Source organism: Pseudomonas sp. AOB-7 (assembly GCF_003696305.1).
GTDB lineage: Bacteria > Pseudomonadota > Gammaproteobacteria > Pseudomonadales > Pseudomonadaceae > Aquipseudomonas.
Genome location: NZ_RFFK01000001.1, coordinates 380,159 through 406,773, shown reverse-complemented (window position 1 = coordinate 406,773; position 26,615 = coordinate 380,159). Strand labels below are relative to the sequence as shown.

25 protein-coding genes are annotated in these 26,615 nt (G+C 68.8%); 8 read left to right on the top strand and 17 right to left on the bottom strand.

The features are described from left to right. Positions 1-35 precede the first annotated feature (35 nt). Entirely contained in the window at positions 36-1,472 is a 1,437-nt protein-coding gene (dacB, locus tag EA796_RS02005; protein WP_122107331.1) for a D-alanyl-D-alanine carboxypeptidase/D-alanyl-D-alanine-endopeptidase, read from the bottom strand. A gap of 214 nt (positions 1,473-1,686) precedes the next feature. Here dacB and EA796_RS02000 point away from each other — a divergent pair, with 214 nt between their 5' ends. Further along, positions 1,687-2,028: a YggL family protein gene (locus EA796_RS02000; protein WP_122107330.1), complete on the top strand. Its 342-nt coding sequence runs from the start codon at positions 1,687-1,689 to the stop codon at positions 2,026-2,028. A gap of 73 nt (positions 2,029-2,101) precedes the next feature. On the opposite strand, the gene EA796_RS01995 is transcribed toward EA796_RS02000, so the two are convergent. The 3 genes from EA796_RS01995 to EA796_RS01985 all read right to left on the bottom strand — a co-directional run bounded on the left by EA796_RS01995 (position 2,102) and on the right by EA796_RS01985 (position 7,589). Further along, complete coding sequence (locus EA796_RS01995; protein ID WP_122107329.1) at positions 2,102-5,053, bottom strand: HD domain-containing phosphohydrolase; 2,952 nt, start codon at positions 5,051-5,053, stop codon at positions 2,102-2,104. 135 nt (positions 5,054-5,188) lie between these two features. Then, positions 5,189-6,250: an FUSC family protein gene (locus tag EA796_RS01990; RefSeq protein ID WP_122107328.1), complete on the bottom strand. Its 1,062-nt coding sequence runs from the start codon at positions 6,248-6,250 to the stop codon at positions 5,189-5,191. Positions 6,251-6,257: 7 nt separating this feature from the next. After that, positions 6,258-7,589 carry a deoxyguanosinetriphosphate triphosphohydrolase gene (locus EA796_RS01985; RefSeq protein ID WP_021446203.1) on the bottom strand — a complete coding sequence of 444 codons (1,332 nt, stop codon included), beginning with the start codon at positions 7,587-7,589 and terminating at the stop codon, positions 6,258-6,260. A 796-nt stretch (positions 7,590-8,385) separates the two neighbouring features. Between EA796_RS01985 and EA796_RS23260 the strand changes: the two genes are divergently transcribed. Together EA796_RS23260 and EA796_RS23255 are read left to right on the top strand one after the other, a co-directional pair. Continuing rightward, positions 8,386-8,583, top strand: coding sequence for a hypothetical protein (locus EA796_RS23260; RefSeq protein WP_178082522.1), 198 nt, complete (start codon positions 8,386-8,388; stop codon positions 8,581-8,583). A gap of 228 nt (positions 8,584-8,811) precedes the next feature. Further along, positions 8,812-8,907, top strand: a complete 96-nt coding sequence (locus EA796_RS23255) for a multicopper oxidase domain-containing protein (RefSeq protein WP_178082521.1) — start codon at positions 8,812-8,814, stop codon at positions 8,905-8,907. Positions 8,908-9,044: 137 nt separating this feature from the next. Here the strand turns inward: EA796_RS23255 and EA796_RS01975 are convergent, their stop codons facing one another. The 4 genes from EA796_RS01975 to EA796_RS01960 form a co-directional block, all read right to left on the bottom strand. Continuing rightward, entirely contained in the window at positions 9,045-10,208 is a 1,164-nt protein-coding gene (locus EA796_RS01975; RefSeq protein WP_122107663.1) for an EAL domain-containing protein, read from the bottom strand. 98 nt (positions 10,209-10,306) lie between these two features. Then, positions 10,307-10,612, bottom strand: coding sequence for a hypothetical protein (locus tag EA796_RS01970; protein ID WP_122107327.1), 306 nt, complete (start codon positions 10,610-10,612; stop codon positions 10,307-10,309). Then, positions 10,609-10,965 (bottom strand): phage holin family protein, encoded by a 357-nt coding sequence (locus EA796_RS01965; protein WP_122107326.1) that lies wholly within the window; start codon positions 10,963-10,965, stop codon positions 10,609-10,611. The genes EA796_RS01970 and EA796_RS01965 overlap by 4 nt, the downstream gene beginning before the upstream one ends. Positions 10,966-10,974: 9 nt before the next feature. Further along, positions 10,975-11,292, bottom strand: coding sequence for a YqjD family protein (locus EA796_RS01960; protein ID WP_021442523.1), 318 nt, complete (start codon positions 11,290-11,292; stop codon positions 10,975-10,977). 370 nt (positions 11,293-11,662) lie between these two features. On the opposite strand from EA796_RS01960, the gene EA796_RS01955 reads away from it, so the two are divergent. Continuing rightward, the gene (locus tag EA796_RS01955) at positions 11,663-12,871 is read left to right on the top strand and encodes an ammonium transporter (protein WP_122107325.1); all 1,209 of its coding nucleotides are present in this window, start codon (positions 11,663-11,665) and stop codon (positions 12,869-12,871) included. A 45-nt stretch (positions 12,872-12,916) separates the two neighbouring features. Here the strand turns inward: EA796_RS01955 and tsaA are convergent, their stop codons facing one another. The 6 genes from tsaA to EA796_RS01925 form a co-directional block, all read right to left on the bottom strand. Further along, entirely contained in the window at positions 12,917-13,615 is a 699-nt protein-coding gene (gene tsaA, locus EA796_RS01950) for a tRNA (N6-threonylcarbamoyladenosine(37)-N6)-methyltransferase TrmO (RefSeq protein WP_122107662.1), read from the bottom strand. Positions 13,616-13,659: 44 nt separating this feature from the next. Continuing rightward, positions 13,660-14,394: a DUF2182 domain-containing protein gene (locus EA796_RS01945; RefSeq protein WP_256679063.1), complete on the bottom strand. Its 735-nt coding sequence runs from the start codon at positions 14,392-14,394 to the stop codon at positions 13,660-13,662. 41 nt (positions 14,395-14,435) lie between these two features. After that, on the bottom strand, positions 14,436-15,071 hold the full coding sequence (locus EA796_RS01940) for a DUF1326 domain-containing protein (RefSeq protein ID WP_122107323.1): 636 nt from the start codon (positions 15,069-15,071) through the stop codon (positions 14,436-14,438). Between the two features lie 98 nt (positions 15,072-15,169). Continuing rightward, positions 15,170-15,355: a hypothetical protein gene (locus tag EA796_RS01935; RefSeq protein ID WP_021442518.1), complete on the bottom strand. Its 186-nt coding sequence runs from the start codon at positions 15,353-15,355 to the stop codon at positions 15,170-15,172. Positions 15,356-15,399: 44 nt separating this feature from the next. Then, on the bottom strand, positions 15,400-16,110 hold the full coding sequence (locus tag EA796_RS01930) for an rRNA pseudouridine synthase (protein ID WP_021442517.1): 711 nt from the start codon (positions 16,108-16,110) through the stop codon (positions 15,400-15,402). Positions 16,111-16,172: 62 nt separating this feature from the next. After that, positions 16,173-16,667, bottom strand: a complete 495-nt coding sequence (locus tag EA796_RS01925; RefSeq protein WP_122107322.1) for a shikimate kinase — start codon at positions 16,665-16,667, stop codon at positions 16,173-16,175. A 147-nt stretch (positions 16,668-16,814) separates the two neighbouring features. Between EA796_RS01925 and wecB the strand changes: the two genes are divergently transcribed. The 4 genes from wecB to EA796_RS01905 are packed head-to-tail and all read left to right on the top strand — an operon-like array spanning position 16,815 to position 24,129. Next, positions 16,815-17,957 carry a non-hydrolyzing UDP-N-acetylglucosamine 2-epimerase gene (wecB, locus tag EA796_RS01920; RefSeq protein ID WP_122107321.1) on the top strand — a complete coding sequence of 381 codons (1,143 nt, stop codon included), beginning with the start codon at positions 16,815-16,817 and terminating at the stop codon, positions 17,955-17,957. 6 nt (positions 17,958-17,963) lie between these two features. After that, entirely contained in the window at positions 17,964-20,138 is a 2,175-nt protein-coding gene (gene nrfB, locus EA796_RS01915) for a cyclic di-3',5'-guanylate-activated glycosyltransferase NrfB (RefSeq protein WP_122107320.1), read from the top strand. Further along, the gene (locus EA796_RS01910; RefSeq protein ID WP_122107319.1) at positions 20,135-23,284 is read left to right on the top strand and encodes a phage receptor; all 3,150 of its coding nucleotides are present in this window, start codon (positions 20,135-20,137) and stop codon (positions 23,282-23,284) included. Before nrfB ends, EA796_RS01910 begins: the two co-directional genes overlap by 4 nt. Then, entirely contained in the window at positions 23,284-24,129 is an 846-nt protein-coding gene (locus EA796_RS01905; RefSeq protein WP_122107318.1) for a DUF4434 family protein, read from the top strand. Before EA796_RS01910 ends, EA796_RS01905 begins: the two co-directional genes overlap by 1 nt. A 7-nt stretch (positions 24,130-24,136) precedes the next feature. On the opposite strand, the gene EA796_RS01900 is transcribed toward EA796_RS01905, so the two are convergent. From EA796_RS01900 to EA796_RS01890, 3 genes are all read right to left on the bottom strand, one after another. Next, entirely contained in the window at positions 24,137-24,556 is a 420-nt protein-coding gene (locus EA796_RS01900; RefSeq protein ID WP_305955977.1) for a thiol-disulfide oxidoreductase DCC family protein, read from the bottom strand. Between the two features lie 38 nt (positions 24,557-24,594). After that, entirely contained in the window at positions 24,595-25,917 is a 1,323-nt protein-coding gene (rimO, locus tag EA796_RS01895) for a 30S ribosomal protein S12 methylthiotransferase RimO (RefSeq protein ID WP_021446054.1), read from the bottom strand. Positions 25,918-26,013: 96 nt separating this feature from the next. Then, on the bottom strand, positions 26,014-26,562 hold the full coding sequence (locus EA796_RS01890) for a cytochrome b (protein WP_122107316.1): 549 nt from the start codon (positions 26,560-26,562) through the stop codon (positions 26,014-26,016). Positions 26,563-26,615: the final 53 nt, after the last annotated feature.

Genomic DNA, 26,615 nt, shown 5'->3' with positions numbered 1-26,615 from the left:
AAGCGTCATCCACCCTACGCCCCGCCCACAGATCTTCAGCGCTTCGGCTGTTTGTAGGTCTCCAGCAGCACCTGGTCGAGGATCGAGGTGGCGCCCCAGGGTTTGGGGTCGTTGAGGATCGCCACCACCGCCCAGTCCTGACCGTTGCTGTCGCGGCTGTAACCGGCGATGGCGCGCACGTTGTTCAGGGTGCCGGTCTTGATATGCGCCTCGCCCACCAGCGGGGTGCGGCGCAGGCGCTTGCGCATGGTGCCGTCCAGCGCCACCAGCGGCATCGAGCTGCGGAACTCGGCGGCGTAGGGGCTGCGCCAGGCGGCCTGGAGGATGGCCGCCATCTCCCGCGCGCTGATGCGTTCGGCGCGCGACAGGCCGGAGCCGTTCTCCATCACCAGGTGCGGCGCGGTGATGCCCTTGCGTGCCAGCCAGCTGCGGATCACCCGTTGCGCGGCCATGGCATCGTCCTGGTCGGCGGCGGTGCGAAACTGCGCGCCGAGGCTGAGGAACAGCTGCCGGGCCATGGTGTTGTTGCTGTACTTGTTGATGTCGCGGACGATCTCCACCACGTCCGGCGAGTAGGCGCGCACCAGCAGGCGAGCCTTGTCCGGCACTTCGGCGAGGCGATCCTTGCCGAGGATTTTGCCGCCCAGCTCCTGCCAGATGCCGCGAACTGCGCCGGCGGCGTAGCTGGGGTGGTCGAGCAGCGACAGGTAGGTCTGCGCGCTGCAGCCGTCGGCCAACTGGCCGCTGACGATCAGGGTGGTGCCGTCGTACTGCTTCACGGCGTTGTAGCGCACGTCGGGCCAGGCCGGGCAGGGGCCGGCCTTGAGCAGCTTGACCTGGTTGTCGATGCGCACCGTGGCGATCGGTGGATCCATGGCGACCTGGACCTTGCCGCCTTCGGCGCGGGTGATGAAACGCTGCGCCTTGAGGTTGACCAGCAGCGAGTCGGGCGCCACCAGGAAGGGCTTGTTGGCGTCGCCGCCGTCATCGTTGAAGGCCGGCAGTTGCGGCGCGACGAAGAAGCTGCGGTCGAGCACCAGATCGCCCTGCACCTGACGCACGCCGTTGAGGCGCAGATCGCGCAGCAGCAGCCAGAGCTTCTCCATGTTCAGCTTGGGATCGCCGCCGCCCTTGAGGTAGAGGTTGCCGTGCAGCACACCGTCCTTGACCGGGCCGTCGGCGTAGAACTCGGTCGTCCACTGGTGGTTGGGGCCGAGCAGCTCCAGCGCGGCGTAGGTGGTCACCAGCTTCATGGTGGAGGCCGGGTTGACCGAGACGTCGGCATTGAACTGCAGGCCGCCGCCCTGGCCGGCCAACGGCAGGGTCACTACCGCCAGCGAGTGGTTGGAGATCTTGTTGGCCTTCAGTGCCTGCTCGACCTTGGCCGGCAGGGCGCCGCCGGCGGCGTGGCAGGTGAGGGCGAGGGGCAGGAACAGGGCGCTCAGCGCCAGTTGGCGAAACCGCTGGATCATGATGAAAAACCTTGCGCACTGAGGCGGCAACTGCGACGGGGCGGATCGGCTCGTTGGTCAAGCCGCGAGCGAGGGCGCTCGAATAACTGAAGTCAACGACAGCCAGCCGCCGGGAAAAGTTGCCGCACATTATGCCGCAAGGTGGCAGGGCAGCGAGCGACAAGTCGGGCGATCTGCTAGAGTGCCGCGCGTTATTACTTTTGAGGATTGTTTCATGGCGACCAACCGTTCCCGCCGTCTGCGCAAGAAGCTCTGTGTCGATGAATTCCAGGAGCTGGGCTTCGAGCTGACCCTGAACTTCAAGGCCGACCTGAACGACCAGACCGTCGATGCCTTCATCGACCAGTTCCTCGCTCAGGCCATCGCCGGCAACGGCCTGGATTACGTCGGCGGCGAAGACTACGGTCTGGTCTGCCTGGCCAAGCGCGGCTCGGTCGACGAGGCGCAGCGTAGTGCCGTCGAGGCCTGGCTGAAGGGCCGCGACGAGCTGCAGGGCTTCGAGATCAGCCCGCTGCTGGATGTCTGGTACCCGGAAAACCCGATCAACCAGGCGTGATCCGCGTTCGGCGCCGGGTTCTCCGGCGCCGCCTCCCCCGGATCAGCCGTTCGGCCGATCCGGGCCACGGCCGTCAGGCCAGCCCCGCCTTCTCCAGCAACGCCTGCTCGTCCACCGCATCGATCTGCTCGGCCAGCATGAACCGCTCGGCATAGTGCCGGTAGATGCCGGCGCGGATGAACAGGGCGAACAGCGGCGGGTCGATGTGCGCGCCCTTGCACATGCCGACCATGATGTTCAGCGCCTCCGACAGCGTCTTGCCCTTCTTGTAGGGGCGGTCCACCGCGGTCAGCGCCTCGAAGATATCGGCAATCGCCATCATCCGTGCCGGCAGGCTCATCTCGTCGCGCGTCAGGCGCTTGGGGTAGCCCGTGCCGTCCATCTTCTCGTGGTGGCCGCCGGCGATCTCGGCGACGTTCTGCAGGTGCTTGGGGAATGGCAGCCGGCCGAGCATGAGGATGGTCTGCACGATGTGGTGGTTGATGATGTAGCGCTCCTCGGCGGTCAGGGTGCCGCGGGCGATGCTCAGGTTGTGCAGCTCGCCGCGATTGAACTTGTGCGGCGGCACCTCCAGCTTGAAGCCCCAGGGGTTGTCCGGCGCGATCAGCTCCTGTGCCGGGCGCTCGATCAGGTGTTCGACCTTGTCCGCCAGCAGCGCTTCTGCCACCGGCAGGCTGGGCGCCGGGCTGCGCTGCTGACGCTTGGCTTCCTCCCAGGACACACCCAGGCGGTCGTCGAGGGTGCGTAGCCAGGTGCGTTCGGCGATCTGCTTGAGGCGCGCCTGGTCGGCCTCGGCCATGGCCTCGCCGCCGAGGTTGGTGCGCGCGACGAAGGCGAACTCCTCGTCCAGCTCGTTCAGCAACTGGTCGCGCAGCGCCGCCAGCGCGGCGTCTTCGCCACCCTCGGCGCGGCCCCGCCAGTAGGCGATCCAGGCGTCGCGCTTGAGCACCTCGAAGCGCATGCGCACCTCGTGGATGCGGTCGTACAGGGTCTCCAGCTTGGTCGCCTTGTCCACCACGTATTCCGGGGTGGTGACCTTGCCGCAGTCGTGCAGCCAGGCGGCGATATGCAGCGCCTCCCATTCCTCGTCGCTGGGCCGGTAGTCGCGAAAGGCCGGCTCGTCGCTGTCGGCGGCGGCGCGGGCGAGCATCAGGGTGATTTCCGGCACGCGCTGGCAGTGGCCGCCGGTGTAGGGACTCTTGGCGTCGATGGCGCCGGCGATCAGCTGGATGAAGGCGTCGAGTAGCTGCTTCTGCCGGGCCAGCAGGCGCTGGCTCTCGATGCACAGCGCGGCGCTGCCGGACACCGCGTCGACGAAGGCCAGTCGTTCCGGGCGCAACATGCTGTCGTTGCCGTCGCCGTGGTCGCGCTGCAGCAGCACCAGCACGCCGACGGTGTCGCCCTGGCGGTTGTGCAGGCCGGCGGCAATCAGGTGCAGGCGCGGGCTGTCCAGCGCCGAGAGCAGGCCGCGGAAACTGCCGGCCTGGTCGAAGCCCAGGGACATGGCGACGCTGGCGCCGCCGCTGGCCGGCCCGCGCAGCCAGTCGGGCAGCGCCGCGTCGTCCAGGGCGAAACCCTGCAGGCCCAGCTCGTCCAGGCCATGGGCTTGGCCGTCGAGCACCAGGCCCTGGGGTTCGAGGCGGCCGCTGTCGGCGTCGAGCAGGTAGATCACCCCGCCCTGCGCCTCGCTGATCGCCACCGTGGCGTCCATCACCCGGCGCAGCAGGGCGTCGAAGCGGGTTTCCGCGGAAAGGCTGGCGGCGATGTCGAGGAAGCGGCCGAGGGTGTCCTTCATCCGCGTCATCGACACCGCCAGCTGATCGACTTCTAGGATCGGCGAACGGCCGCTGGCCGGGTGGTCGAAGTCGAAGCGGCGAATCGCCTCGGCCTCCTGCACCAGCGCGCGCAGCGGCTTGACCACCAGACGCGAGGCCAGCCAGCCCAGCGGCAGGCACAGCAGCAGGGTGGTGAGGGTGATCAGCGCGCCCTGCCAGCGGATGCGGTAGGCATCGGCGAGCAGCTCGCGCTCGGGCACCAGCAGCGCCAGGTGCAGGCCCTGCGGGCCGCCTTCCTGGATATGCCGGTGGGCCATGGCCCAGCGCTGCTGGGCCAGCACCACGGTGCCCTGGTCCTGTTCGTTGAGTTCGCCGTCGAGCAGCTCGCCCAGCACCGGGTTGATCTCGCGCACCTTGACCAGGCGCCTGCTGTCGCCCTCGACGCGGATCAGCCGGCTGCTGTCGGGGTAGGCCACGGCGTTGCCCTCGGCGTCGGCCAGTACCAGGTCACTGTTGGGGGTGACGCGGTGGGCGGCGAGGGTGGCGGACAGGTCGGCCAGGGTCAGATCGGCGCCGAGCACCGCAGTCAGGCCGCTGCGCCGGGCCAGGGTGGTGCCGACCTCCTCAGTGGAGAAGAACACATAGGGCGCGGTGGTGATCTGCCCGCCGTCGCCGCGGGCGCGCTTGTACCAGTCGCGGCTGCGCGGATCGTAGCTCTCCTTGAGGCGCTGGCGGCGGCTGATCTGGTTCAGCGAGCCGTCGTAGAACAGGTAGTAGGCTTCGGTGCCGGTGGCGCTGCGGTCGATCGACCAGATCTGGTAGGCGGCACCCGGCGGTGCGTCGAAGCGCTGCTTGAGGGCGTCGCTGCGCAGCGGGCGGACCATGAAGAAGTCGCCGTCGTCGTAGCCCAGGTACAGCGAGCCGAGCTTGGGGTTGTCGCGCAGGGCCTGGACGAAGGGGCGCAGCAGAGCCAGGCGGGTGTCCAGGTCGTCGCCCTGAGTGGCCGGGTCGAGGGTCAGCAGGCTGAGCAGGTGGCGGATCGGCCGGTAGGTGCTGTCCAGGTCCTGCTGCACGTCGTGCTGGATGCGCTCGAACAGCTTGGCGCTGCTGGAGACGATCATCTGACTGGTCTGCTGGTAGTTGAACAGCCCCAGCACCACGCCGGTGAGCAGCAACAGGAGGGTGAACAGGGCGCTGATATGGACGTGTAACGGGAAGCGACGCTCGCGCGGAACGGCGGTCTTGGGCATCGCACTTCACTCCTTGGGTGGCGCTGCGGGCAGAGCAAGCATAGTGAAGAGTGGCCGGGCCTGCTTGGTCGTCGGCAGCCAGCGTGCTTCTGGTGCGCGCGGCCTAGCGGGCCCGCAACACTCCAGGCGTCGACGTTACGGCGATTGCTGCCCCTGTTGCAGCTTGTGCGGCTTGCTCAGTTGCAGGCGCAGGCCGTGCACCAGCAGGGCCACGGTCAGGGCCAGGGCGACGCCGATCAGCGCGTTGAGCAGGCGCACCTCGGCCAGGTGCCAGTCCTGCGCCAGGCTCTCGGCCAGCAGCACGAAGCACAGGCTGGTCTGCAGCACGAACAGGCCGTAGTGGTTGGCCTGCAGGGCGCGGCTGAGGATCACCAGCGGCAGCAGGGTCATCACCATCAGCGGCGGGTTCTGCAGGCTGTGGCCGAAGGCGATCAGCAGGCCGGCCGCGGCCAGGCTGGCCAGGCTGGCCTGCAGGGCGCGTACCAGGCTGCCCTGGAACTCCAGCTGCAGGGTGGTGATCACCGTCAGGGTCAGCCAGTAGCCGCGCGACAGGCCGGCCAGGTTGACGATCAGCCCGGAGGCGGCGAACGCCAGCACGCAGGCCAGCGCATGCAGGCGCCACTGCTGGCGCGGCAGGCGCTGGGCGTGGCGCTTGAGCACCTTGAGAATACTGATGAAGCGCGGCATGTACGGCCACATGCGCAGCCCGTGCAGGCCGCGCAGGCCGAAGGCCAGCAGCATCACCCAGAGCCCGCCGAGGATGAACAGCATGGCCACCGCATAGGGGTTATGCAGATTGCCGACGCCGAACTGGCCCTGGCCCAGGCACAGGCAGATGGCCAGGCCGATGCCCAGCTTGCCGGCCTCGCTGCCGAAGCGCTGCAGCCAGGCCAGCAGCAGGCCGAAGGCGGCGAAAATACTGAGGCTGACCAGCGGATGGCTGGCAGCCCAGAAGCCCAGGCCCGCGCTGCAGGCGCCGAGGCCGGTGAGCAGCAGCATGCGCAGCATGCCGAAGCGGTGCAGCGGGTTGGCCTGCGCGGCCTGGAAGGCGCCGGCCGAGGCCCAGAGAAAGCCGCTGTGGGCGGTGAACAGGCCGAGCAGCAGGGGCAGGGCGCAGCCAAACCCGGCGACCAGCGCCGGGCCCCAGGCCGGCGGCCCGGCATGCCAGGTGAAAGTGCTGCGGATCAAATTCTTCATAGGCCTGTTACACCGGGCTGGAACGCCCGGTCATCTCCCTCGCCATTTCCGTAGCGTAGCTGTCGGTCATGCCGGCGATAAAGTCGATCACCCGCATGAAGGAGCGGTACAGCGGCCAGCTCGGGTCGGGCGCATTGTTGCCGAGCAGGTCGAGGATGCGTCGGTGCTTGAACGACGGCGCGCGTCCGCCGTGTTGCTCCAGGGCGGCGCCGCAGAAGGCGTTGAGGAGGATTTCCAGGGTGGTGTAGGCGCCGATCTCATGCAGGGTCTTGCGTTTGTCGTGGAAGATCTTCTCGCGGGCCAGCGACTTGGCGCTCTGCACGCAACGCTTGGCCGCACCGTGCATATGTTCCACCAGGTCGCCCTGCAGGCAGCCGGCGAGCAGGTCGCGCTGCTGCTCGACGAAGGCGCCGGCGGCGGCGTTGGTCAGGTGTTCGATGGCCTTGCCGCGCAGGATCGCCAGCTTGCGCCGGCGCGAATCCTGGGGTCCAAGTTGACGGTAGGTTTCCGGAATATCGTCGCCAACCAGGTCGAGCAGCAGCGCCTCGACCTCGGCGTAGTCGAGCAGCCCCATCTCCAGGCCGTCTTCCAGGTCGATCAGGCCATAGCAGATGTCGTCGGCCGCCTCCATCAGGTACACCAGCGGGTGGCGCGCCCAGCGCTGCGCCTCCAGCTGCGGCAGCTCCAGCTTGGCGGCGATCTGCTCGAGCAGCGCCAGCTCGCTCTGGTAGCAGCCGAACTTGTGCTTCTTGTAGCCCTGGGCCTCGGCATGGCGCGCGGTCCAGGGGTACTTGAGATAGCTGCCGAGGGTGGCGTAGGTCAGCCGGGTGCCGCCGTCGAACTGGTGGTATTCCAGCTGGGTGAGCACGCGAAAGCCCTGGGCGTTGCCCTCGAAACTGAGAAAGTCGGCGCGCTCGGCCTCGCTCATGGCGTCCAGCCAGCCCCGTCCGGCGGCCTGCTGGAACCAGTGGCGGATGGCGTCCTCGCCGGAGTGACCGAACGGCGGGTTGCCGATGTCGTGGGCCAGGCAGGCCGACTGCACGACCATGCCCAGGTCGCTCGGTGCGCACCAGTCGGGCAGCTCGTCGCGCAGCATCTCGCCGACGCGCATGGCCAGCGAGCGGCCGACGCAGCTGACTTCCAGCGAGTGGGTCAGGCGCGTGTGGATATGGTCGTTGCTGCTCACCGGGTGCACCTGGGTCTTGCGCCCCAGGCGGCGGAAGGCGCCGGAGAAGATGATGCGGTCGTGATCCTTGTGGAAGGGGCTGCGGCCCAGTTCCGCAGAGCTGGGAGCGGGTTTGCCGAGACGTTCGCGGGTGAGCAGGGTGTGCCAATCCAAGGCCGATCCTCTCCGGAGATGAACAGAGCCCTAGCTTCGGCGTTCGCGCCGCGCGGCGCAAGCCGGGCGCGTGCTTCGCGGTTCTGCATGGCAGGTGGCTTTGGGGCGGTTGCATGAGGCGCTGCAGCCCAGGCATGGCGCGGGTACAGATCCTTCTTTGAGGGGATTCATTATTTACATATGTTTGTCGCGTCTATGCGCTTTTATTCTGGTGCGTGACGATTCTCTGTCTGTTTGCTGGAGTTGGACTTAAGTTAGGGTTGGGGTGGTTGGTTATTTGACAGTGGCTGGCGAAGGTGAGGGCGCTGGTTGCCGTGATTGAGCGTTTTGCCGCTTGGGAGAATGCCATGGACAGCTATTCGACCTGGCGTACCCTGCGCCCCGTTTGGACGAGGTGCTTCTGGCAGCTGTTCCACGCCCCTCCCTTTATCTGCTGATTGCCCGCGCAGCGCCCCTGCTGGAGCCGAGTCGACTCGCTCCGGTGCACCTGCCCATCGGCTGGTGTGGTCGCTGGCAGCTGTTCCGGCCCGGATGCCAGGTCGAGTCGACCCAATTTCAGGCGGACGGGTTCATTGCGCCTGCACGCGGGGCCGTATGCCTGCGAATAGTGGACGCACGAACATCAAGCCGGTATGGCCGAGTCAAGGACCGGGTGAGGTGCAAGAGGTCGCCACGCCCGTCGATCGGTCCACGGCGCCGCCGGGCCGTTGTCGCGGCGCGGCTTTCTCCATAGTGCGGCGCTGATCCTGGCGACCATTCCCTGGCAGGAGTTCCTGCCCGACCGGCCACCACTGCTTTGCGGCAAGCGCTCGATCCGCCGCCCGCCGAGCTTACCAACGCCGTTGCCGGTGAGGCCGGGCATCCGGCGCATCGGCGCTGGGCTCAGTTCGGCCGGCCGGCCGAGCACTACGAGTTGCAGGCTGCGCAGCGCGAGGGCTGGGTGTTCAATCCGGCCTATCCGCCGCAGCCGGTCTGGACCTATCAGGCCGCCTGACCGAATCTGCCCGTGCTGAGCCCGGTGGTGCATTCGCACTAGGGCGATCCGCCAGCCTTCGGCGACCGCCGTTTCGACCCCAACGACATGCTCTACTACGACCAGGTCAGCCCCGGGGCATCCCCGGCGACAAGGTGGTGGTCATCGGCAAGATCGAGCCATTGCTGCGGGTGGCGCGGCGCAAGGCTGTGTTCAACATCTCCGACCGTACTGTCTCGTGGGGGGGGGATGCGTTTGCGCGACTACAAGGGCAAGTACGTGATGCGCTGCCACAACCTGACCCACAAAGACCACTCGATGATGCTGCGTTGTGAGATCGTCTGAGCCAGCCGGAGGTTTGCCATGAATACGCGAAGCAAGGTACTGGCAGCGCTCGGCGTCGCCGCGTTCGGCTGGAGCAGTCTGCAGTTCATCCACCCGGCCTTCCTGAACCTACTGCGCAAAAGATTTTGAACAGTTTCTCAGAGGCCGGCGGCGTCGATGTCCACCAGCAGCAAGCGGCGGCCGTGGTCGATGAACTGCCCAGCGGTCAGGCAGTACTGGTTGCTAGTGGCGTCGCGGTAGGTGGTGGACAGGGTCAGGCGGCGCTCCTCCCAGCCCTCGGCGAGCAACTGGTAGAAGTAGGGGCGCCACGACCAGTTGTGGCCCAGGTAGCGGTCGTCGCTGTGCCAGGCCTGCTGGCGCCATTCCAGGTTGGGGGTGAGCTGGGTGCCGTGGCGGTCGCACTGGTAGATGCGCAGCAGCCAGGGGTAGTGATCCGGCGCGCGCAGGCGGGCGGCCGGCGCGCCGCTCTCGGCCCACGGGCGCAGCTCGTGCATCAGCTCCGTCAGTTGCTGGCGCAGGGTCATCAGCCGCGCGCGCTCGGCGAGCTTGTGCTGCACGTAGCTGTCGCGCAGACGGGCGAAGCGGCCGGCGAAGGCGTCGCTGGCGAACAGCTCGCGGGCAGGCTTGGCGAACAGGAAACCCTGGACGTAGCGGGCCCCGCATTCCAGGGCGAAGTTGAGCTCCGCTTCGGTTTCCACGCCCTCGGCGATGATCCAGCAGCCGGTCTTTTCCGCCATCTGCGCCAGCGCCTTGACCACCTCGCCGCTGGGGCCGCCGCGGGCGGCGGCCTGGAACAGGCGCATGTCCAGCTTGAGGATGTCCGGCTGCAGCGCCAGCACCCGGTCGAGTTGCGAGTAGCCGGCGCCGAAATCGTCGATGGCGATGCGCGCGCCGGCCTCGCGGTAGCGCGCCACCACGTCCGGCAGGCGTTGGCTGGCGCCGCCCAGTTCGGTGATCTCGAAGACGATGCGCGCCGGGTCGATGCCGCTGCGCTGCAGTTGCAGCAGGCTGGGCAGCGGCTGCGCCGGACGCAGGCGGCTGATCCAGCGCGGCGAGATGTTGAGGCTGAGAAACCAGTCCGCAGGCGCCTGGTGAAAGCGCGCCAGGGCATCCTCGCGCACCTGGCGGTCGAGGCGGCGCAGCGCCGCCGGCGGGGTCTTCGGGTCGGCGAACAGCGGGCCGGCGGAATGCGCCTGGCCGTTGGCGTCGCGCAGCCGGGCGAGCGCCTCGACCCCGGCGATGCGGCCGGTGGCGGTGTCGATAAAGGGCTGGAAGACGGCGAAGGGCTGTCCGTCGATCACCTGGGTGTCCTTAGCTGCGAGCATTGGGCCGCCACCGAGGCGGGCGGATCGCTCGATCTAGCAAGATCGCGGCCAGCCCAGGTCTAGACCAGCGGCATTCAGGCCTCGGCGGTGGGGCGGCGGCGCCGCAGCAGCGGGGCGACGATCAGCGCCAGGCGCAGCCAGCGCCGCCAGCCACGCTTGCCGCCGAGCAGGCCGGCCAGGGCCAGGGCGCCGCCGGCGAGCCAAAATGGTGCGCTGCCCTGACGCAGGCGCAGGCCGTAGTCGCGCGCCTGGCGCAGCGGCTGGCTGAGCTGCAGCGCTTCGTGGCGCAGCTCCTGGCGGTGCATCTCCAGGCGCATGCGCAGCACCGCCTTGCGCAGCTGCCGGCGCGAGGCGCCTTTGGGGAGGGGGGGCAGGCTCATGGCAGCAGTTGCTCGCGGTCGCGTTGCAGTTCTTCCAGGCTGGCGGCGAAGGGCGGCTCGGCGCGCTGCAGGCTGAGGGCCAGCCAGGCGCCGCTGGCCAGCAGGCCGGCGGCATAGAACAGGCACAGGCCGACGGCCACCGCCAGGCGGTGGCTGTCCCAGTAGAGGATCAGCAGCAGCGCCGACAGGCCGATCAGCAGCAGCAGGGCGAAGCCCAGGCACAGGCCGCCCAGCAGCAGGGCGCGCAGGGCCTGGTTGCGCTGGTCCTCCAGTTCGTGGCCGAGCAGCGCCAGATGGCCCTGCAGAAGGCCGAGCAGGGCCGCGCCGAGGCGGCGGGGGGAAGGGCCGCTCATGGCGCGCGCTCAGCGGCGGCTGAGCAGCAGGCCGAACAGCAGGCCCACCGCAGCCGCCAGGCCGAGTGCGCGCCAGGGGTGCTTGTGCACGTAGTCCTCAGTGGCGTCCACGGCGATCTTGCCCTGCTCGCGCAGGCCGGCTTCGGCGCGGTGCAGGGTCTCGCGAGCGCGGCCGAGGCTGTTGCGGATATCGTCGCGCAGCGCCTCGGCCTGTTCGCCGGCGAGGCTGGCAGTGTGCTGCAGGAGTTTTTCGGTGTCGCTGACCAGGGCCTGGAAATCTTCCAGCAGGGCATCCTGGCTGCTCGGGGTGGCGTTTTTACGGGGCATGGAGCGCGTCCTCTGCGTTGGGCATGTAAGGCTTACGAGTGCGTCGAGGCTCGAGGGTTCCGCAAGGGTAGTCGGTAAATGGCCAAGGGCCAGGCTGGTATAGCGCTTGCATTGTGCTGGTGCGCGAAGTCTCGGAACTGCCCCGTGTTGGGGCTTTTCCGGTCTGGGTCAGGAAGGCCGGTCGCAAGCCTAAGTTATTAATTAATAAGAAATTAGTACCAAGGAGCCAGAATCGAGCGGCGCCATTTCGGGGCCGTGGCCTGGCGCTTTATGTGGGCATGGCGGTACGAGTGGCTGCATTGTGGTGCGCGCCGGCTTGTCGATGCCTTGCTTTGGTGCTTTTTCCCCAACGCCGGAGTTTTCTTCGCAGATGGAAAACATCAACAGCGCCGTGGAAACCCTGATCCACGGCTCCAATACCCTGTTCATCCTGCTCGGCGCGATCATGGTGCTGGCCATGCACGCCGGTTTCGCCTTCCTCGAAGTGGGCACGGTGCGGCAGAAGAACCAGGTCAACGCGCTGTCGAAGATCCTCTCGGACTTCGCCATCTCGGCGCTGGCCTATTTCTTCATCGGTTACTGGATCGCCTACGGGGTGACCTTCCTCGAGCCGGCGGCGGTGCTGACCGAGAACCATGGCTACGGCCTGGTGAAGTTCTTCTTTCTGCTGACCTTCGCCGCGGCCATCCCGGCGATCATCTCCGGCGGCATCGCCGAACGCGCCAAGTTCGGCCCGCAGCTGTGCGCCACGGCGCTGATCGTGGCCTTCGTCTACCCCTTCTTCGAGGGCCTGATCTGGAACGGCAACTACGGCCTGCAGGCCTGGCTCCAGGCGCGCTTCGGCGCCGGCTTCCACGACTTCGCCGGCTCGGTGGTGGTGCACGCCATGGGCGGCTGGCTGGCGTTCGGCGCGGTGCTGCTGCTGGGGCGGCGCAACGGCCGCTATCGCGACGGCAAGCTGGTGGCCATGGCGCCGTCGAACATTCCCTTCCTCGCCCTCGGCTCGTGGATCCTGATCATCGGCTGGTTCGGCTTCAACGTGATGAGCGCGCAGACCCTCGACGGCGTCAGCGGCCTGGTGGCAGTCAACTCGCTGATGGCCATGGTCGGCGGCACGGTCGCCGCGCTGCTGGTCGGGCGTAACGACCCGGGCTTCCTGCATAACGGCCCGCTGGCCGGCCTGGTGGCGATCTGCGCCGGCTCCGACCTGATGCACCCGGTCGGCGCCCTGGTCACCGGCGCCATCGCCGGCGCGCTGTTCGTCTGGGCCTTCACCGCGACCCAGGTGAAATGGAAGATCGACGACGTGCTCGGCGTCTGGCCGCTGCACGGCCTGTGCGGCGTGTGGGGCGGCATCGCCTGCGGCATCTTCGGCCTGGAGGCCTTCGGCGGCCTGGGCGGCGTCAGCCTGGCCAGCCAGCTGATCGGCACCGCGCTCGGCGTGCTGGTGGCGCTGCTTGGCGGCTTCCTGGTCTATGGCGTGCTCAAGGCGCTGCTGGGCATTCGCCTGAGCCAGGAAGAGGAATACAACGGCGCCGACCTGTCGGTGCACAAGATCGGTTCGATCAACCTCGATTGAGCCTCGCGCCGCCGGCAGCCCCTGCCGGCGGCGCGCCTTTTGGCGCTACGGCGCCACTCGCTGCAGATCCAGCACGCAGATGCGCCCCGGCTCGGGGTAGTGCCAGTGCACGTCCAGGTCCCACAGGCGCGCGCCGTAGCGGCGCTCGGGCTCGGGCTGCTGGTAGGCCGGGCGCGGGTCCTGCGCCAGGCATTGTTCGATCAGTTCCACCAGCGGTTCGCCCAGGCGCAGGGCGTGCGCCTGCGCCTGCTGCAGCGCCTCGGCCTGCCAGGCCACCGGGATCAGTTGCGGCGCACCCTCGGCCATGGCGTTGCGCGCCTCGGGCAGGCAGTCGGCGTAGGGCACGTAGGGCTTGATATCCAGCACCGGGGTGCCGTCGAGCAGGTCGATGCCGGACAGGTGCAGGCGGCCCGGCTCGACCCGCTCCAGGCGCACCACCGACTGGCCGATGCCGTTGGGCCGGTGGGTGGCGCGGGTGCTGAACACCCCGACCGCCTGGTTGCCGCCCAGGCGCGGCGGGCGCACCTTCAGCCGCGGCTGCTGCTCCAGCGCTTGGTGGAAGAGAAACAGCAGCCAGACATGGCTGACCTGCTCCAGTCCCTGCACCGCGTCGCCCTGGTCGAACGGCGGCAGCAGCTCCAGCACGCCGCGCGCGGCCGGCGCCAGCTGCGGCTGGCGGGGGATGGCGAATTTTTCCTTGAAGCAGGAACGGACGAAACCGATCGGGGAAACGCTGTAGGTCATGGCGGCGGCATACGGGTCGGGGGCGGCCATGTTAACCCAGGGGCTCAGCCGAACAGCAGCCACAGGCCCCAGGCGATCAGCAGCAGCCCGCCCAGGCGCGCCAGCCACAGGCCCTGCGGCAGGCACTTCTCCAGCAGCACCCAGGCGCCGAGCGCCGCCACCCACAGCAGGTTCATCACCCCCACCACCAGCAGCAGGCCCATCAGCGCCCAGCAACAGCCCAGGCAGTAGCCGCCATGGGCCAGGCCCATGCGCAGGCCGCCGAGCGCCCCGTCGCGCCAGTTGCCGAGGAAGAACTGCAGCGGCCCGCGGCAGCGCGTCAGGCAGGCCGCCTTGAGCGGCAGCCACTGGTAGAGGCCGGCGCCGAGCAGCAGTAGCGCAGTGAGCTGAGTACTGGCGCTGCGCATCGTGTTGTGCACCAGGCTGAGCTGTTCCAGCCACCACTGCAGCGCGGTGGCGGCAATGGCGAAGACGCTCCACACCAGCAGATAGGCCAGGGCGAACAGCGCCACGGCCAGGTGCCGCCGCGGGGTGGCCAGGCGCCCGCGCAGCAGCGCCTGGTAGAGCAGCAGCGTGGGCAAGGCGCCGGGCAGCATCATGGCGACCATCATCACCGCCCACATGGCGAGCATCAGCAGGGCATCGCCCGGACTCCAGGGCATCGGCATGCCGCTCATCGCCGCATCCGCCATGCCGCCCGGCGCGCTCATGGTCAGGGCCATGCGCTGCAGCGCCAGCCAGGCGAGCGCGATCAGCGTCAGCAGGCACAACAGCCACAACGCCTGTTCCGCCGTCAGCGGGCGGCGAGGTACAACCGCGTTCAGGGCTGCACACCCTGGCCGGTGAAGTGCACTCGGGCCAGGTGGCTGTGGCCGCCGCTGGACTCCAGGTGCAGTGCGGCGTGGGTGCTGTGGCTGCCGCTGGCCATCTCCGCTTCGAGGAACTCGAAGCCCTCCGGCAAGACCAGGCGTGCCCGCTGCGGCCTGCCGTCGACCGGGCTGCGGATCGGTTCGCCACTGGCCTGCAGCACGCCGGGGATGTGCAGCGTGGCGAGGCGCGCGTCGACATCGATGCTGAGTTCGATGGGCACGAACAGCGGGTCGAACACCTGGCTCAGGGTGGTGCTGAAGACCTGGAACACATTGGCCCCGGGCTCGCTTTCCTGGCCGGAGAGGATGGTCAGCAGCGCCTGACGCTGCGCGGCGTCGGCGCGCTCGTCGATAAACAGCTGGACGCTGCCGTTACCCTTGTGGATGGCGCCGGGCCAGGCGAAGGTGGCGGCCCAGCACAGGCCGTCCAGGGGCGTGGCCTGGAAATGGCCATGGGCGATGCGCATCGCCACCACCGCCTCGCAGTTGCCGTGGGTGGGCGGGGCGCTGAACTGGCAGGGACAGCCCCAGTTGCAATTGCAGGAAATGAATTCGACGCCTTGCAGGCGCCAGTCGAGGGTGGCCATGAGCGGTCTCCTTCACCTCGAAGGTGAGTCAGATCCCCCATGGCTAATGCTAGTCGAGCATGGCCCGGCGCCGGCAGGCGCTGACCAAAGGCGCTTCGCTAGTCGATCACCCGGCAACCGGCGTCGCGAAAGGGCCCGGCGAAGCGCACCCAGCCTTCGCCGGGGCTGACCTGGGCGCAGGTCAGGTGGCCGTCGGCCTTGCTCTGCCAGAGAAAGAACGGTGCCGGCGCGGCCAGGCAGGCGGCGCTCAGGGCGAGCAGGGCGGTCAGTAGCAGCGTACGCATGGCGATGGTCTCCGCAAGACGAGAGGCAAACCCTAGCATGGTTGTCAGAAGCGTTCCTTCTCGCCCAGGTAGCGCCACTGACCGAGCGGCAGCTTGGCCATGGGCACGCCGCCGATGCGGATGCGCTTCATCGCCAGCACCGTCAGCCCCAGCGCCGCGCACATCTGCCGCAGCTGCTGCGGCTGCGGGTTCTTCAGGGCGAAACGCAGGCGCTGCTCGCTCTGCCAGCTGGCCTTGCACGGCGGGAACTGCACGCCCTTGTGCAGCAGGCCCTTCTTCAGGCGCTCCAGGCCGTTCGGCGCCAGCTCGCCGCTGACCTCCAGCAGGTATTCCTGTTCCAGCTTGTGGCCGTCCTCGCGCAGCTTGCGTTGCGTGCGCCAGTCCTGGCTGAGCACCACCAGGCCGCTGGCGCCGACCTGCAGCGGCAGGCTCTGCTCCTGGCGGAGGAAATGCCCATGCAGCACGCGCTGTGTGTGCGGGTCGTCGCTCCAGTGGTTGACGGCGGCCAGCGACTGCTGGATTCGCGCGTTGTCGGCGTCGGCCGCGCAGTTCAGCAGCAGGGTCACCGGCTCCACCGGATCGAGGCTGGCCTCGGGGTGCAGTTCGACGCGCTGGCCCTCGACCTTGAACTGCGGCGCCTCGACCACCTGGCCGTCGACGCTGACCCAGCCGCCGGTGATGTACAGGTCGGCCTCGCGCCGCGAACAGCCGAACAGTTCGATGACGCGTTTGGACAGGCGGACGGGTTCGCTCATGCGGGGTGGCTCGGCTGGCAAAAGGGCGGCCATTGTAACGCCCCGCCTGTAGGCATGCGGGGTTATTCGGCAGATGAGTTCGGGTAGTCGTGCGGGCTTTGGTATTCGCGCTTGCGCCCGGTGAATCCCTCGAACAGCGCACGATGGCGCGCCAGGCCGTACTCGTCCTGCCGTATGGGGTACTCGCCGACCCACTGGATCAGGTTGTCGAGCATGGCCTGCTGCTCGGTGGCACTGGCGAACTTCTCCGCTTCCCAGGGGCGCCGTCGGCAGTGGGCGATACAGGTATCGACGCCGGGATTGAGGAAGATCAGCTCGTCGCAGTGGAGCAGCGCGGTCTCGATCAGGTCGCCATAGCAGCCTTCGATCACCCAGTGTCGATGTGCCTGGATAAAGCCCATCAGCAATGCCCGGCTTTCGCCAAGCGGTTTGCGCTGAGGCCCCTCGTTCCAGGCGATCTCGTCCAGCGCCAGACGGGCGACGGCGCGGCCGCCGATCAGCTGCCGGGCCAATGTGCTCTTGCCGGCACCGGCATTGCCCAGCAGCACGATACGCATGGGTGCGTCTCCATTGATTTGGCTCAAGGCAACTCTAAATCGGCCTGGACAGGGCGCGATAGAGCGACTTGTATTGCCGGTGCGAGTTCTTCTCATCAGGCAGACGGCCGATTCCCCCTCATGGAGAGCCAGGCCAAGGAGCGGTGCATGTCCCTCAAGGTTCAGATGGTCTTCGGCACCCGGCCCGAGGCGATCAAGATGGCGCCGCTGGCGCGGGTACTCAAACACTGGCCGGGGGTCGAGCTGTTCGTCTGTTCCACCGGCCAGCACCGCGAGATGCTGCGCCAGGTGCTCGCCGCCTTCGAGCTGGGGGTGGACGAGGACCTCGACCTGATGACCCAGGGCCAGACCCTCAACGGCCTGGCGCAGCAACTGCTGCTGCGCCTCGATGCCAGCTACGCCCGGGTGCAGCCGGATATCGTCCTGGTCCACGGCGACTCCACCACCAGCTTCGTCGCCGCGCTGGCCGCCTTCCACCGGCAGATCGCCATCGGCCACGTCGAGGCCGGCCTGCGTACCGGCAACCTGCGCGCGCCCTGGCCGGAAGAGGCCAACCGCACCCTCACCGGAGTGCTCGCCGACCTGCATTTCGCCCCCACCGACAAGGCCCGCGACAACCTGCTGCGCGAGGGCCGCGCGCCGGCCGATATCGAGGTCACCGGCAATACGGTGATCGACGCCCTGCTGTGGATGCGCGATCACCTGCGCAGCAGCGGCTGGCAGCCGGCGGCCGATTCGCCGTTGGCGGCGCTGGCGGCGGAGCAGCGCCTGGTGCTGATCACCGGGCACCGGCGGGAGAACTTCGGCCAGGGTTTCGAGCAGATCTGCCAGGCCCTGGCCGAGCTGGCCGGGCGCTACCCCGAGGTGCAGTTCGTCTACCCGGTACACCTCAACCCGCAGGTGCAGGGGCCGGTGCGCGGCCTGCTCGGCGGTCTGGCCAATGTTCATCTGGTGGCGCCGCAGGACTACCCGCACTTCGTCTGGCTGATGGACCGCGCCTACCTGATCCTCACCGACTCCGGCGGCGTGCAGGAAGAGGCGCCGGCGCTGGGCAAGCCGCTGCTGGTGCTGCGCGAGGTCACCGAACGGCCCTCGGTGCTGGAGGGCGGCACGGTGCGGCTGGTGGGCACCGACCCGGCGCGCATCGTCGCGCAGACCGCGCGCCTGCTCGACGATGCCGAGGCCTACCGGGCGATGAACCGGGTGTTCAGCCCCTATGGCGACGGCCACGCCAGCGAGAAGATCGCCCAGCGCCTGCTGCGCTGGGCCGCAACAGCCAAAACCGAGTGACGCGCGATGAGTCTGGATCTGGTCGACCTGCTGGCCTATGTGCTGTATGCCCTGAAATACCTGGCCATCCTGCTCGCCGCGCTGATGTTCCTGCTCGGCCTGGATGACCTGTTCATCGACCTGGTGTACTGGGGGCGTGCGCTGATCCGCCGCTTTCGCGTCTACGCCGAGCACGAGCGCGCCGACGAGAAGCTGCTCTACGGCACGCCGGAAAAGCCCCTGGCGATCATGGTGCCGGCCTGGCAGGAGGTCGGCGTGGTCGGCGAGATGGCGCGCCTGGCGGCCTCCACCCTGGACTACGAGAACTACCAGATCTTCGTCGGCACCTACCCCAACGACCCCGACACCCAGGCCGACGTCGACGCCGTGTGCCTGCATTACCCCAACGTGCACAAGGTGGTCTGCGCCCGCCCCGGGCCGACCAGCAAGGCCGACTGCCTGAACAACGTGATCGATGCCATCCTGCGCTTCGAGGCCGAGGCGCGGGTGGAGTTCGCCGGCTTCATCCTGCACGACGCCGAGGACGTGATCTCGCCGCTGGAGCTGCGCCTGTTCAACTACCTGCTGCCGAACAAGGACCTGATCCAGGTGCCGGTCTACCCCTATGCCCCGGAGTGGAGCGGCTTCACCGCCGGGCATTACGTCGACGAGTTCGCCGAGAACCACGGCAAGGACGTGGTGGTGCGCGAGGCGCTCACCGGCCAGGTGCCCAGCGCCGGCGTCGGCACCTGCTTCAGCCGCCGCGCCATCGCCGCGCTGCTGGAAGACGGCGACGGCATCGCCTTCGACGTGCAGAGCCTGACCGAGGACTACGACATCGGCTTCCGCCTCAAGGCCAAGGGCATGAAGTGTATCTTCGCCCGCTTCCCGGTCAGCGATCCGAAACTGGCCCTGGCGCAGGAGTCCGGGCTGGGCATGAGCCAGCGCTTCGCCCAGGTGATCTGCGTGCGCGAGCACTTTCCGCGGACCTGGGCGCACGCCATCCGGCAAAAATCGCGCTGGATCACCGGCATCGTCTTCCAGGGTACCCGCAACCTGAGCTGGAGCCCGCGGGCGGCGCTCAACTACTTCCTCTGGCGCGACCGCCGCGGGCTGTTCGCCTACCTGCTGAGCTTTCTGGTCAACCTGCTGTTCTTGGTGCTGCTCGCCATGTGGCTGATCGGCCTGTTCAACCCCGAGGCCTGGCATTTTCCCTCGATCCTCTCCGGCAGCCCGCTGCTCAGCACGCTGCTCTGGCTCAACGGCCTGCTGCTGCTCAACCGCCTGTTCCAGCGCGGCTACTTCGTCACCCGCTTCTACGGCATCGGCCAGGGCCTGCTGTCGGTGCCGCGGATGATGTGGAGCAACTTCGTCAACTTTTTCGCCAACGTCCGCGCGCTCAAGCAGGTGCTGGAGATGGGCGACTCGCGCCGGGTGGCCTGGGACAAGACCACCCACGAATTCCCCTCGCTCGGGCAGAGCCCGCAGACGCCGCTGGGCCGGCGCCTGGTCGAACAGGGCCTGATCGGCGAGGCGCAGCTGACCGCGGCGCTGACCAACCCGGTGCGGCGTCGTCTCGGCCGCCAGCTGTTGCTCGACGGCCTGCTCGACAGCCGCCAGCTGTTGCAGGCCCTGGCCGCGCAGCTGGACGAGCCCTGGGCGCCGCTCAACCCCTTCCGCCTCGACCAGCGCCTGATCCGTGCCTTTCCCCGGCGCCTGGCGCTGCGCTATGCGGTGCTGCCGGTGGCGGAGGAGGGCGAGACCCTGGTGCTGGCCAGCGAACGCCTGCTCAGCCAGGTCTCGGTCGGCGCCATCAGTCGCCAGCTCGGTCGTCCGGTGCGCTGGCAGCTGGCGCCGCAGGGGCGGGTGACCCTGGGCCTGCGCCACTGGTATGGCGGCCGTCACAGCAGCGAGGAGAGCCGCACCATGCTTGCCGCACTGCAGCGCCATGCCGACGACGAGGCCCTGCTGGAGCAGGTGTGCAAGCACCAGGTGCTGTTCGGCGACCTGCTGCAGGTGCGCGGCCTGCTGCCGCCGTCGCTGTTCAACCAGGCGCTGATCGACTTCGACCCGGAGCGGCACTCCCTCGGCCAGCACCTGCTGCAGCGCGGGGTGATCGGCGAGGAGGTGCTGCGGCAGGCGCTGCGCGAACAGGCCGAGGAACAGCACGAGTCCTATCGGCTTGTGGAGGCGCGGGTATGAAGCGCCTGCTCGCTGTGTCCCTGCTCGCCGGTCTGGTCGCCAATGCGCCGATGGCCGCCGAGCCCTTGACCGGCTTCCAGCAGTTTCGCAGCTACCCCTTCCTCGACCGCGCCTACCGCGAGGCCGGCCGCGGCAACTGGGCGGAGGTGGAGCGGCTGATGCGCCATCTGCTCGAGCGAGTGCCGCGCAACGACGAGGCGCGCAGCCTGCTGGTCGAGGCGCTGGCCAAGCAGCGCCGCTACCGCGAGGCCGAGGCGCTGGCCACGCAGCTGAGCGACGGTCACGATGCCCTGCTGGAGCTGCGCCTGACCTGGATCGAGCAGGACCCGCCGGGCACCTCGCTGGTCGAAGCCTGGCTGGCGCAGAGCGAGGGCGACGACCATGTGCGCCTGTGGCAGGCCTACAGCCTCAGCCTGGCCAGGTTCGGCGGCGCCAAGCGTGCACTGGACTGGCTCAACGAGATTCCGCCCAAGGGCGACGACCAGGTGCTGCGCATGGCCCGCGCCAACTGGGCCGAGCGCCTGCGCGACTGGTCCGCCACCGAGCAGCAGCTGGCTGCGCTGGAGGCCGAGGGCCGGCTGAGCGAGGACGACTGGCGGCGACTGGCCAATGCCCGCGTGCAACTGCTCGACGAGGCCGGCCTGCAGCGCCTGCTGGCGCGGCCGCCGTCGCCGGCGGCGGAGCGGCAGCTACGCCTGGCCATGCTCGATCGCGCCGTCGCCCTGGGGCAGCTGGAGATGGCCAAACGCTGGCTGGCCAGCCTGCCGCCGGCCGACCGCGACAGCGCCGAGCAGCGCGGCCGTCTGTGGGAGCTGGCGCGCCAGGGTGGCGATACGCCGCTGGTGCGCGAACTGGGCGAGCAGCTCGGGCGGCCCTGCCTGGAGACCGCCGAATGGCTGTCGCGTCATGACCCGGGCGCGGCCCTCGAGCAATTGCACGACTGCCGCGCCGAGGACGATCCGCAGACCTGGCTGGTGCTGGCCCAGCGCCTGCAGGCCGAGGATCTGCTGCAGCGCCAGCGCCTGGCCGAGCCCTGGGACTCGGCGCGTCGCGACAGCCTGCTGGCGCTGTGGCGCGAACAGGGCCGCGGCGACCTGGCCCTGGCCTGGCTGGCGCGTCAGCCGCAGACCCCGGCGGTGCAGCGCCAGCGTGCCGAACTGCTGCAGGCCGCCGGCCAGCGCGAGCAGGCCGAGCGCCTGTGGTTCGACTACTACCGCAGCAGCGGCGACCTGCAGGCGCTGGATCAGGCCAGCTACCTGGCAGTGCAGGCGGGGCGCCACGATGTGGCGCGGCAGTGGCTGGAGCAGGCCTTCGACAGCCGCGGCGGGCGTCTGCCGGCGCCGCTGTTGCAGCGCCTGGCCGGGCTCTATGCCGAGGCCGATGCGCCTCTGGATATGGCGCGCGCCCAGGCGCTGCTGGCGCATCTGGACGGCGACAGCCGTGCCGCGCTGCTCGGCCGCCTGGCCGAAAGCGGCCACTGTGCCTGGGTGCGGGGCGAGATCGCCGATACCACGCGCAACCCTGCCGAGCTGCGCGTGCTCGGCCGCTGCGCCATGCCGGTGCGTCCCGGCGAGGCGGTGGTCTATTACCAGGCGGCGCTGGCTCAGGGCGATCAGGCCAGTCGCCTGCCGCTGGCCTATGCCCTGGAGGCCGCCGGCGATGCGCCGGCGGCCTGGCGCATCTGGCGCGAGCTGGCGCCGGCGCAACTGGACAACATCGGCCGGCTGACCGCCGCGCGCAGCGCCCTGGGCGCCGGCGAGGCGCAGGCCGCCGAGCGCTACTGGCAGGCGGCGCAGTCGACCAGTGCCGACGACTGGGCCCTGGGGGCAGCCATCGCCCAGGCCGGCGGTGACCTGCCGCTGGCCCTGCAGCGCCAGCGCCTGGCGCTGGACCAGCGGCCGCAGGCCGGTCACTACTATGGCGCCGCGGCCACCGCCCAACTGGCCGGCGACACGCAGCAGAGCACGGCCTGGCTGGCCGAGGCGGCGCGGCTGGAGCCGGCCAACCCGCGTTACAACGCCGACTACGCCATGCGTCTGGCCGCCGCCGAGAGCGCCGAGGAGCGGCGCCGCGCCATTGCCCCGCTGCAGCGTGCGACGCGCGACTATCCCGAGGACTACCGCCTCGGCGAGACCCTGGCCTGGCGTTACGCCGAGGCCGAGGACAGTGTGGCGGCGCGCCTCGAGCTGCGCCGGGTGATCGACCTGGAACAGCACCCGGTGGCCGGCGACGACCAGTACGGCAGCCTGGAGGCGCGGCGCTACCGTCAGCGCCGCGCCCATGAGAGCCTGTCGCGGCGCGACAGCTTCACCCTGGCCAGCGTCTGGTCGCCGGCCGGGGTGGCCACCAATGACATCCTGCGCGACGACGGCAGCCGCGCCGGAGAGAGCCGGCGGGCGGCGTCCAGCAACGTGCAGATGGCCGTCTGGGACCACGCCCTGGGCGCCGAGCCGAGCCGCGCCGGACGCAGCCTGTCGGTCTACGGCCGGGCGCTGCTGGGCGGCGACGGGCGCCACCGCTACGGCCGTTCCCTGGGCACCGGTCTGGGCCTGCGCTATCGGCCGCTCGGCACGCACAACCTCAATCTGTACAGCGAGCTCTATGCGCAGAGCGAACTGGACGACGCCGACTTCGACGGTTTCAGTCTCGGCCAGTGGCTCAATCCGGCCGCGGTGTCCGAGGCGCTCAACGATCACGTGCGCAAGGGCCGGGTCAGCACCGACCTGCTGCTGCGCGCCACCGCCTCCTTCTTCGATCAGGGCGACTGGCGCAACGACTGGCGGGTCGACGAAACGCAGTGGAACGAGCGCTCCCTCTATCTCGACGCCGCCTGGTGGACCCGCGCCGGCGATCATGCCTGGCTGTCGCGCTACCAGCAGGGGCGCACCTACAAGCTGGCCGCGGCCGGCGCGCAGACCCTGATGCCCTACGGTTTCGTCGAGTTCAGCGCGCAGGACCCGCGCAGCCACTGGCGCCAGGACTGGCGCAGCGGCCTCGGCCTGCGCTGGCAGCTGTGGTACGGCGACAGCCGGTACAACGCCTATCCGGCCAACCTCAAGGTCAATGCCGAGTACCAGTGGGGGCTGGGCGGCAACCTGTACGAACGGGCCAGCGGCGTGCTGCTGCGAGTGGAGGTGGATTTCTGATGCGTAGCCTTGTTCTGGCCTTCTGTCTGCTGCTCGTCGCCCAGCTGCACGCCGAGGAGCGCCTGTTCTTTCAGCCGCTGAATGCCGACAGCCGTCTGCAGGAGCAGGCCTGGCGGGATATCTGGCGCGCCAGTGCCGACGCCGGGGTGAAGACCCTGCTGGTGCAGTGGACGGCCTATGGCGAGGCGGATTTCGGCGGCGCCGACGGCTGGCTGGCCAACAGCCTGCGCGCCGCGCAGGAACAGGGCCTGCAGCTGGTGCTGGGGCTGTACATGGACCCGGCCTATTACCAGCGCCAGCGCGAGCTGGACGGCCCGGGCCTGCAGGCCTACTGGCAGTACCAGCTGGGCCTGTCGCTGGCGCACCAGCGGCTGCTGCGCGAGCAGTGGCAGTTGCCCGTGGCCGGCTGGTACCTGCCGCTGGAGTTGGACGACGTGCAGTTCCTGGCCGGCGAGCGGCGCCAGGTGCTGCGCCGCCAACTGCAGGATTTCGCCGCCCAGCTCGACGCGCCGCTGCACCTGAGCGCGTTCAGCGCCGCGCGCCTGAGCCCGCACGCCTATGCGGCCTGGCTCGGCGACTTGCAGGCGCTGGGCATCTCGGTCTGGTGGCAGGACGGCGAGGGCACCGCCAGCCTGGCGACGCCGGTGCGCCGCGCCTATGGCCAGGCACTGCCCTGCAGCATCGGCATCGTCCGCGAAGCCTTTCGCCAGACCAGCGCAGACGGCCAACCGTTTCGCGCCGAGCCGGCCGAACCGCAGCGGCATTACTCCGGCTGTCATGCCGATGCCGTGTTCTCGCTGCGTTATCGCCCCTGGGGCGCGCCGCTCAGGGACAGTGCGCACTAGCGCTGCATCAGCCGGGTGGCCAGCGCCCCTGACGGCGCAGGCGGCGCAGCACCCAGCGTCGGTAGGTCCACGACAGCAGCGGGCGCAGGCCGGGCAGGGCCAGCAGCCAGGCCAGCGGGCGCAGGCGCGCAGTGCGTTGTAGCAGCAGGATGTAGGCGTCCAGCTCGCGGTGGATGCGGCCCTGTTCGTCCGCCACGTGCAGTTCGCTCAGTGCCGCTTGCGGGTCGATGCCGGCGGCGCGCAACTCCTCGTCGCGGCCACTGATATCCAGCCACTGCACGCTGTCGGCGGGCTGGTCGCTGAGGCGTTCGTAGCGGCGGCGGTCGGCGACGCAGCGCGGACAGGCACCGTCGTAATAGACCTTGATCGGCATGGTGGCGAAGCGGTGAGGAACCTGCCGTTGAGTATAGGCCTGCAGAAATGACAAGCCCCGCTCGGGGCGGGGCTTGGCGGTGCGGCGTAGGCTTAGATCAGTTCGCCCCACATGTCGTATTCATCGGCATCGACGATGCGCACGCGCACCTTGTCGCCCGGCTTGACCGCGGTGGAGTCGATAAACACGCTGCCGTCGATCTCCGGGGCGTCGGCCCAGGAACGGGCCACGGCGCCTTCGCCGTCGACTTCGTCGACCAGCACGTCCATCTCCAGGCCGATCTTGGCCTGCAGGCGCGCGCTGCTGATCGCCTGCTGGTGGGCCATGAAACGCTCCCAACGCTGCTGCTTGATCTCGTCTGGCACAGGTTCGAGATCCATGTCGTTGGCCGGGGCGCCGTCGACCGGGCTGTACTGGAAGCAGCCGACGCGATCGAGCTGGGCTTCGCTGAGCCAGTCCAGCAGGTACTGGAAGTCTTCCTCGGTCTCGCCGGGGAAGCCGACGATAAAGGTGGAGCGGATGGTCAGCTCGGGGCAGATCTCGCGCCATTTCTTGATCCGCGCCAGGGTCTTGTCCTCGAAGGCCGGGCGCTTCATGGCCTTGAGCACTTTCGGGCTGGCATGCTGGAAGGGGATGTCCAGGTAGGGCAGCAGCTTGCCGGCGGCCATCAGCGGGATCACGTCGTCGACGTTGGGGTAGGGGTAGACGTAGTGCAGGCGCACCCACACGCCCATCGCCGACAGCGCCTCGCACAGTTCGAGCATGCGCGTCTTCACCGGCTGGCCGTTCCAGAAGTCCAGCTTGTACTTGAGGTCGACGCCGTAGGCGCTGGTGTCCTGGCTGATCACCAGCAGTTCCTTGACGCCGGCCTTGACCAGGCGCTCGGCCTCGCTCAATACGTCGCCGACCGGGCGGCTGACCAGCTTGCCGCGCATCGAGGGGATGATGCAGAAGCTGCAGCTGTGGTTGCAGCCCTCGGAAATCTTCAGGTAGGCGTAGTGGCGCGGGGTCAGCTTGATGCCCTGCGGCGGCACCAGGTCGATCAGCGGGTTGTGCTCGGTCTTCGGCGGGATCACCTCGTGCACGGCGTTGACCACCTGCTCGTACTGCTGCGGGCCGGTGACGGCCAGCACGCTGGGGTGCACGTCGCGGATGCTGTCTTCGGCCACGCCCATGCAGCCGGTGACGATCACCTTGCCGTTCTCGGCAATGGCTTCGCCGATGGCGTCCAGCGATTCGGCCTTGGCGCTGTCGATAAAGCCGCAGGTGTTGACCACCACCACGTCGGCATCCTGGTAGGTCGGCACGATCTCGTAACCTTCCATGCGCAGCTGGGTCAGGATGCGTTCGCTATCGACCGTGGCCTTGGGGCATCCCAGGGAAACGAAGCCGACTTTCGGTGTGGCGGTGGACATGCGGGCTAACCTCGATGGGCGCCCCGGGGGCGCCGCTGATCAAAAAGTGCGCAATTCTAGCGGCGGATCGGGCACTTGACCAGAGGCGCCTGGTCTTCAGTTGCGTTTGGGCAGCATGCGGACCAGGGTGTTGTCGCCGCCTATATAGTGGTGCAGCAGGCCGGCCGCGGCGTGCAGGCCGATCAGCCAGTAGCCGGCAGTGCCGGCCAGCTCGTGCAGTTCCTTGAATTGTCCGACCAGCTCCTTGTTCGGGCCGATCAATGCCGGCAGCTCCAGGCCGAAGAAGGGGATGGGCTTGCCGGCGGCACTAAGGATCAGCCAGCCGACCAGCGGCGTGCCGATCATCAGGGCGTACAGGGCGACATGCATCAGTTTCGCGGGTACGGCTTGCCAGGCGCTTAGCGCCGGCTCGATCTTCGGCGCCGGGGCGATCACGCGAGCCAGCAGGCGCAGCCAGACCAGGGCCAATACGCTCAGGCCGAGCATGAAATGCCATTGCTTGAGCAGCTCGCGGGCGTCGCTGCCCTTGGGGAAATTGCCTTTGAGTTCGATGCAGGCGTAGACGGCGGCGATCAGGATCAGCATCAGCCAGTGCAGGCCGATGGACAGGCTGCCATAGCGGGACGGGGTGTTCTTCCAGTTCATCAGGGCGTTCCTCTGTCGATAACCTGCGTCTTCTGCAGGTACGGTAAGGGTAT

Bases quoted from the DNA above. Each gene is read 5' to 3' on its own strand.
- EA796_RS01970 (WP_122107327.1), bottom strand. From the start codon at position 10,612: ATGAGCCTGCCCCCCCTCCCCAAAGGCGCCTCGCGCCGGCAGCTGCGC.
- EA796_RS01965 (WP_122107326.1), bottom strand. From the start codon at position 10,965: ATGAGCGGCCCTTCCCCCCGCCGCCTCGGCGCGGCCCTGCTCGGCCTT.
- EA796_RS01905 (WP_122107318.1), top strand. From the start codon at position 23,284: ATGCGTAGCCTTGTTCTGGCCTTCTGTCTGCTGCTCGTCGCCCAGCTG.
- EA796_RS01925 (WP_122107322.1), bottom strand. From the start codon at position 16,667: ATGCGTATCGTGCTGCTGGGCAATGCCGGTGCCGGCAAGAGCACATTG.
- EA796_RS01960 (WP_021442523.1), bottom strand. From the start codon at position 11,292: ATGCCCCGTAAAAACGCCACCCCGAGCAGCCAGGATGCCCTGCTGGAA.
- EA796_RS01940 (WP_122107323.1), bottom strand. From the start codon at position 15,071: ATGGCCACCCTCGACTGGCGCCTGCAAGGCGTCGAATTCATTTCCTGC.
- EA796_RS01990 (WP_122107328.1), bottom strand. From the start codon at position 6,250: ATGAAGAATTTGATCCGCAGCACTTTCACCTGGCATGCCGGGCCGCCG.
- EA796_RS01890 (WP_122107316.1), bottom strand. From the start codon at position 26,562: ATGAACTGGAAGAACACCCCGTCCCGCTATGGCAGCCTGTCCATCGGC.
- EA796_RS01995 (WP_122107329.1), bottom strand. From the start codon at position 5,053: ATGCCCAAGACCGCCGTTCCGCGCGAGCGTCGCTTCCCGTTACACGTC.
- EA796_RS01910 (WP_122107319.1), top strand. From the start codon at position 20,135: ATGAAGCGCCTGCTCGCTGTGTCCCTGCTCGCCGGTCTGGTCGCCAAT.
- EA796_RS23255 (WP_178082521.1), top strand. From the start codon at position 8,812: ATGCGTTTGCGCGACTACAAGGGCAAGTACGTGATGCGCTGCCACAAC.
- dacB (WP_122107331.1), bottom strand. From the start codon at position 1,472: ATGATCCAGCGGTTTCGCCAACTGGCGCTGAGCGCCCTGTTCCTGCCC.
- rimO (WP_021446054.1), bottom strand. From the start codon at position 25,917: ATGTCCACCGCCACACCGAAAGTCGGCTTCGTTTCCCTGGGATGCCCC.
- EA796_RS02000 (WP_122107330.1), top strand. From the start codon at position 1,687: ATGGCGACCAACCGTTCCCGCCGTCTGCGCAAGAAGCTCTGTGTCGAT.
- EA796_RS01930 (WP_021442517.1), bottom strand. From the start codon at position 16,110: ATGAGCGAACCCGTCCGCCTGTCCAAACGCGTCATCGAACTGTTCGGC.
- nrfB (WP_122107320.1), top strand. From the start codon at position 17,964: ATGAGTCTGGATCTGGTCGACCTGCTGGCCTATGTGCTGTATGCCCTG.
- EA796_RS01935 (WP_021442518.1), bottom strand. From the start codon at position 15,355: ATGCGTACGCTGCTACTGACCGCCCTGCTCGCCCTGAGCGCCGCCTGC.
- tsaA (WP_122107662.1), bottom strand. From the start codon at position 13,615: ATGACCTACAGCGTTTCCCCGATCGGTTTCGTCCGTTCCTGCTTCAAG.
- wecB (WP_122107321.1), top strand. From the start codon at position 16,815: ATGTCCCTCAAGGTTCAGATGGTCTTCGGCACCCGGCCCGAGGCGATC.
- EA796_RS01955 (WP_122107325.1), top strand. From the start codon at position 11,663: ATGGAAAACATCAACAGCGCCGTGGAAACCCTGATCCACGGCTCCAAT.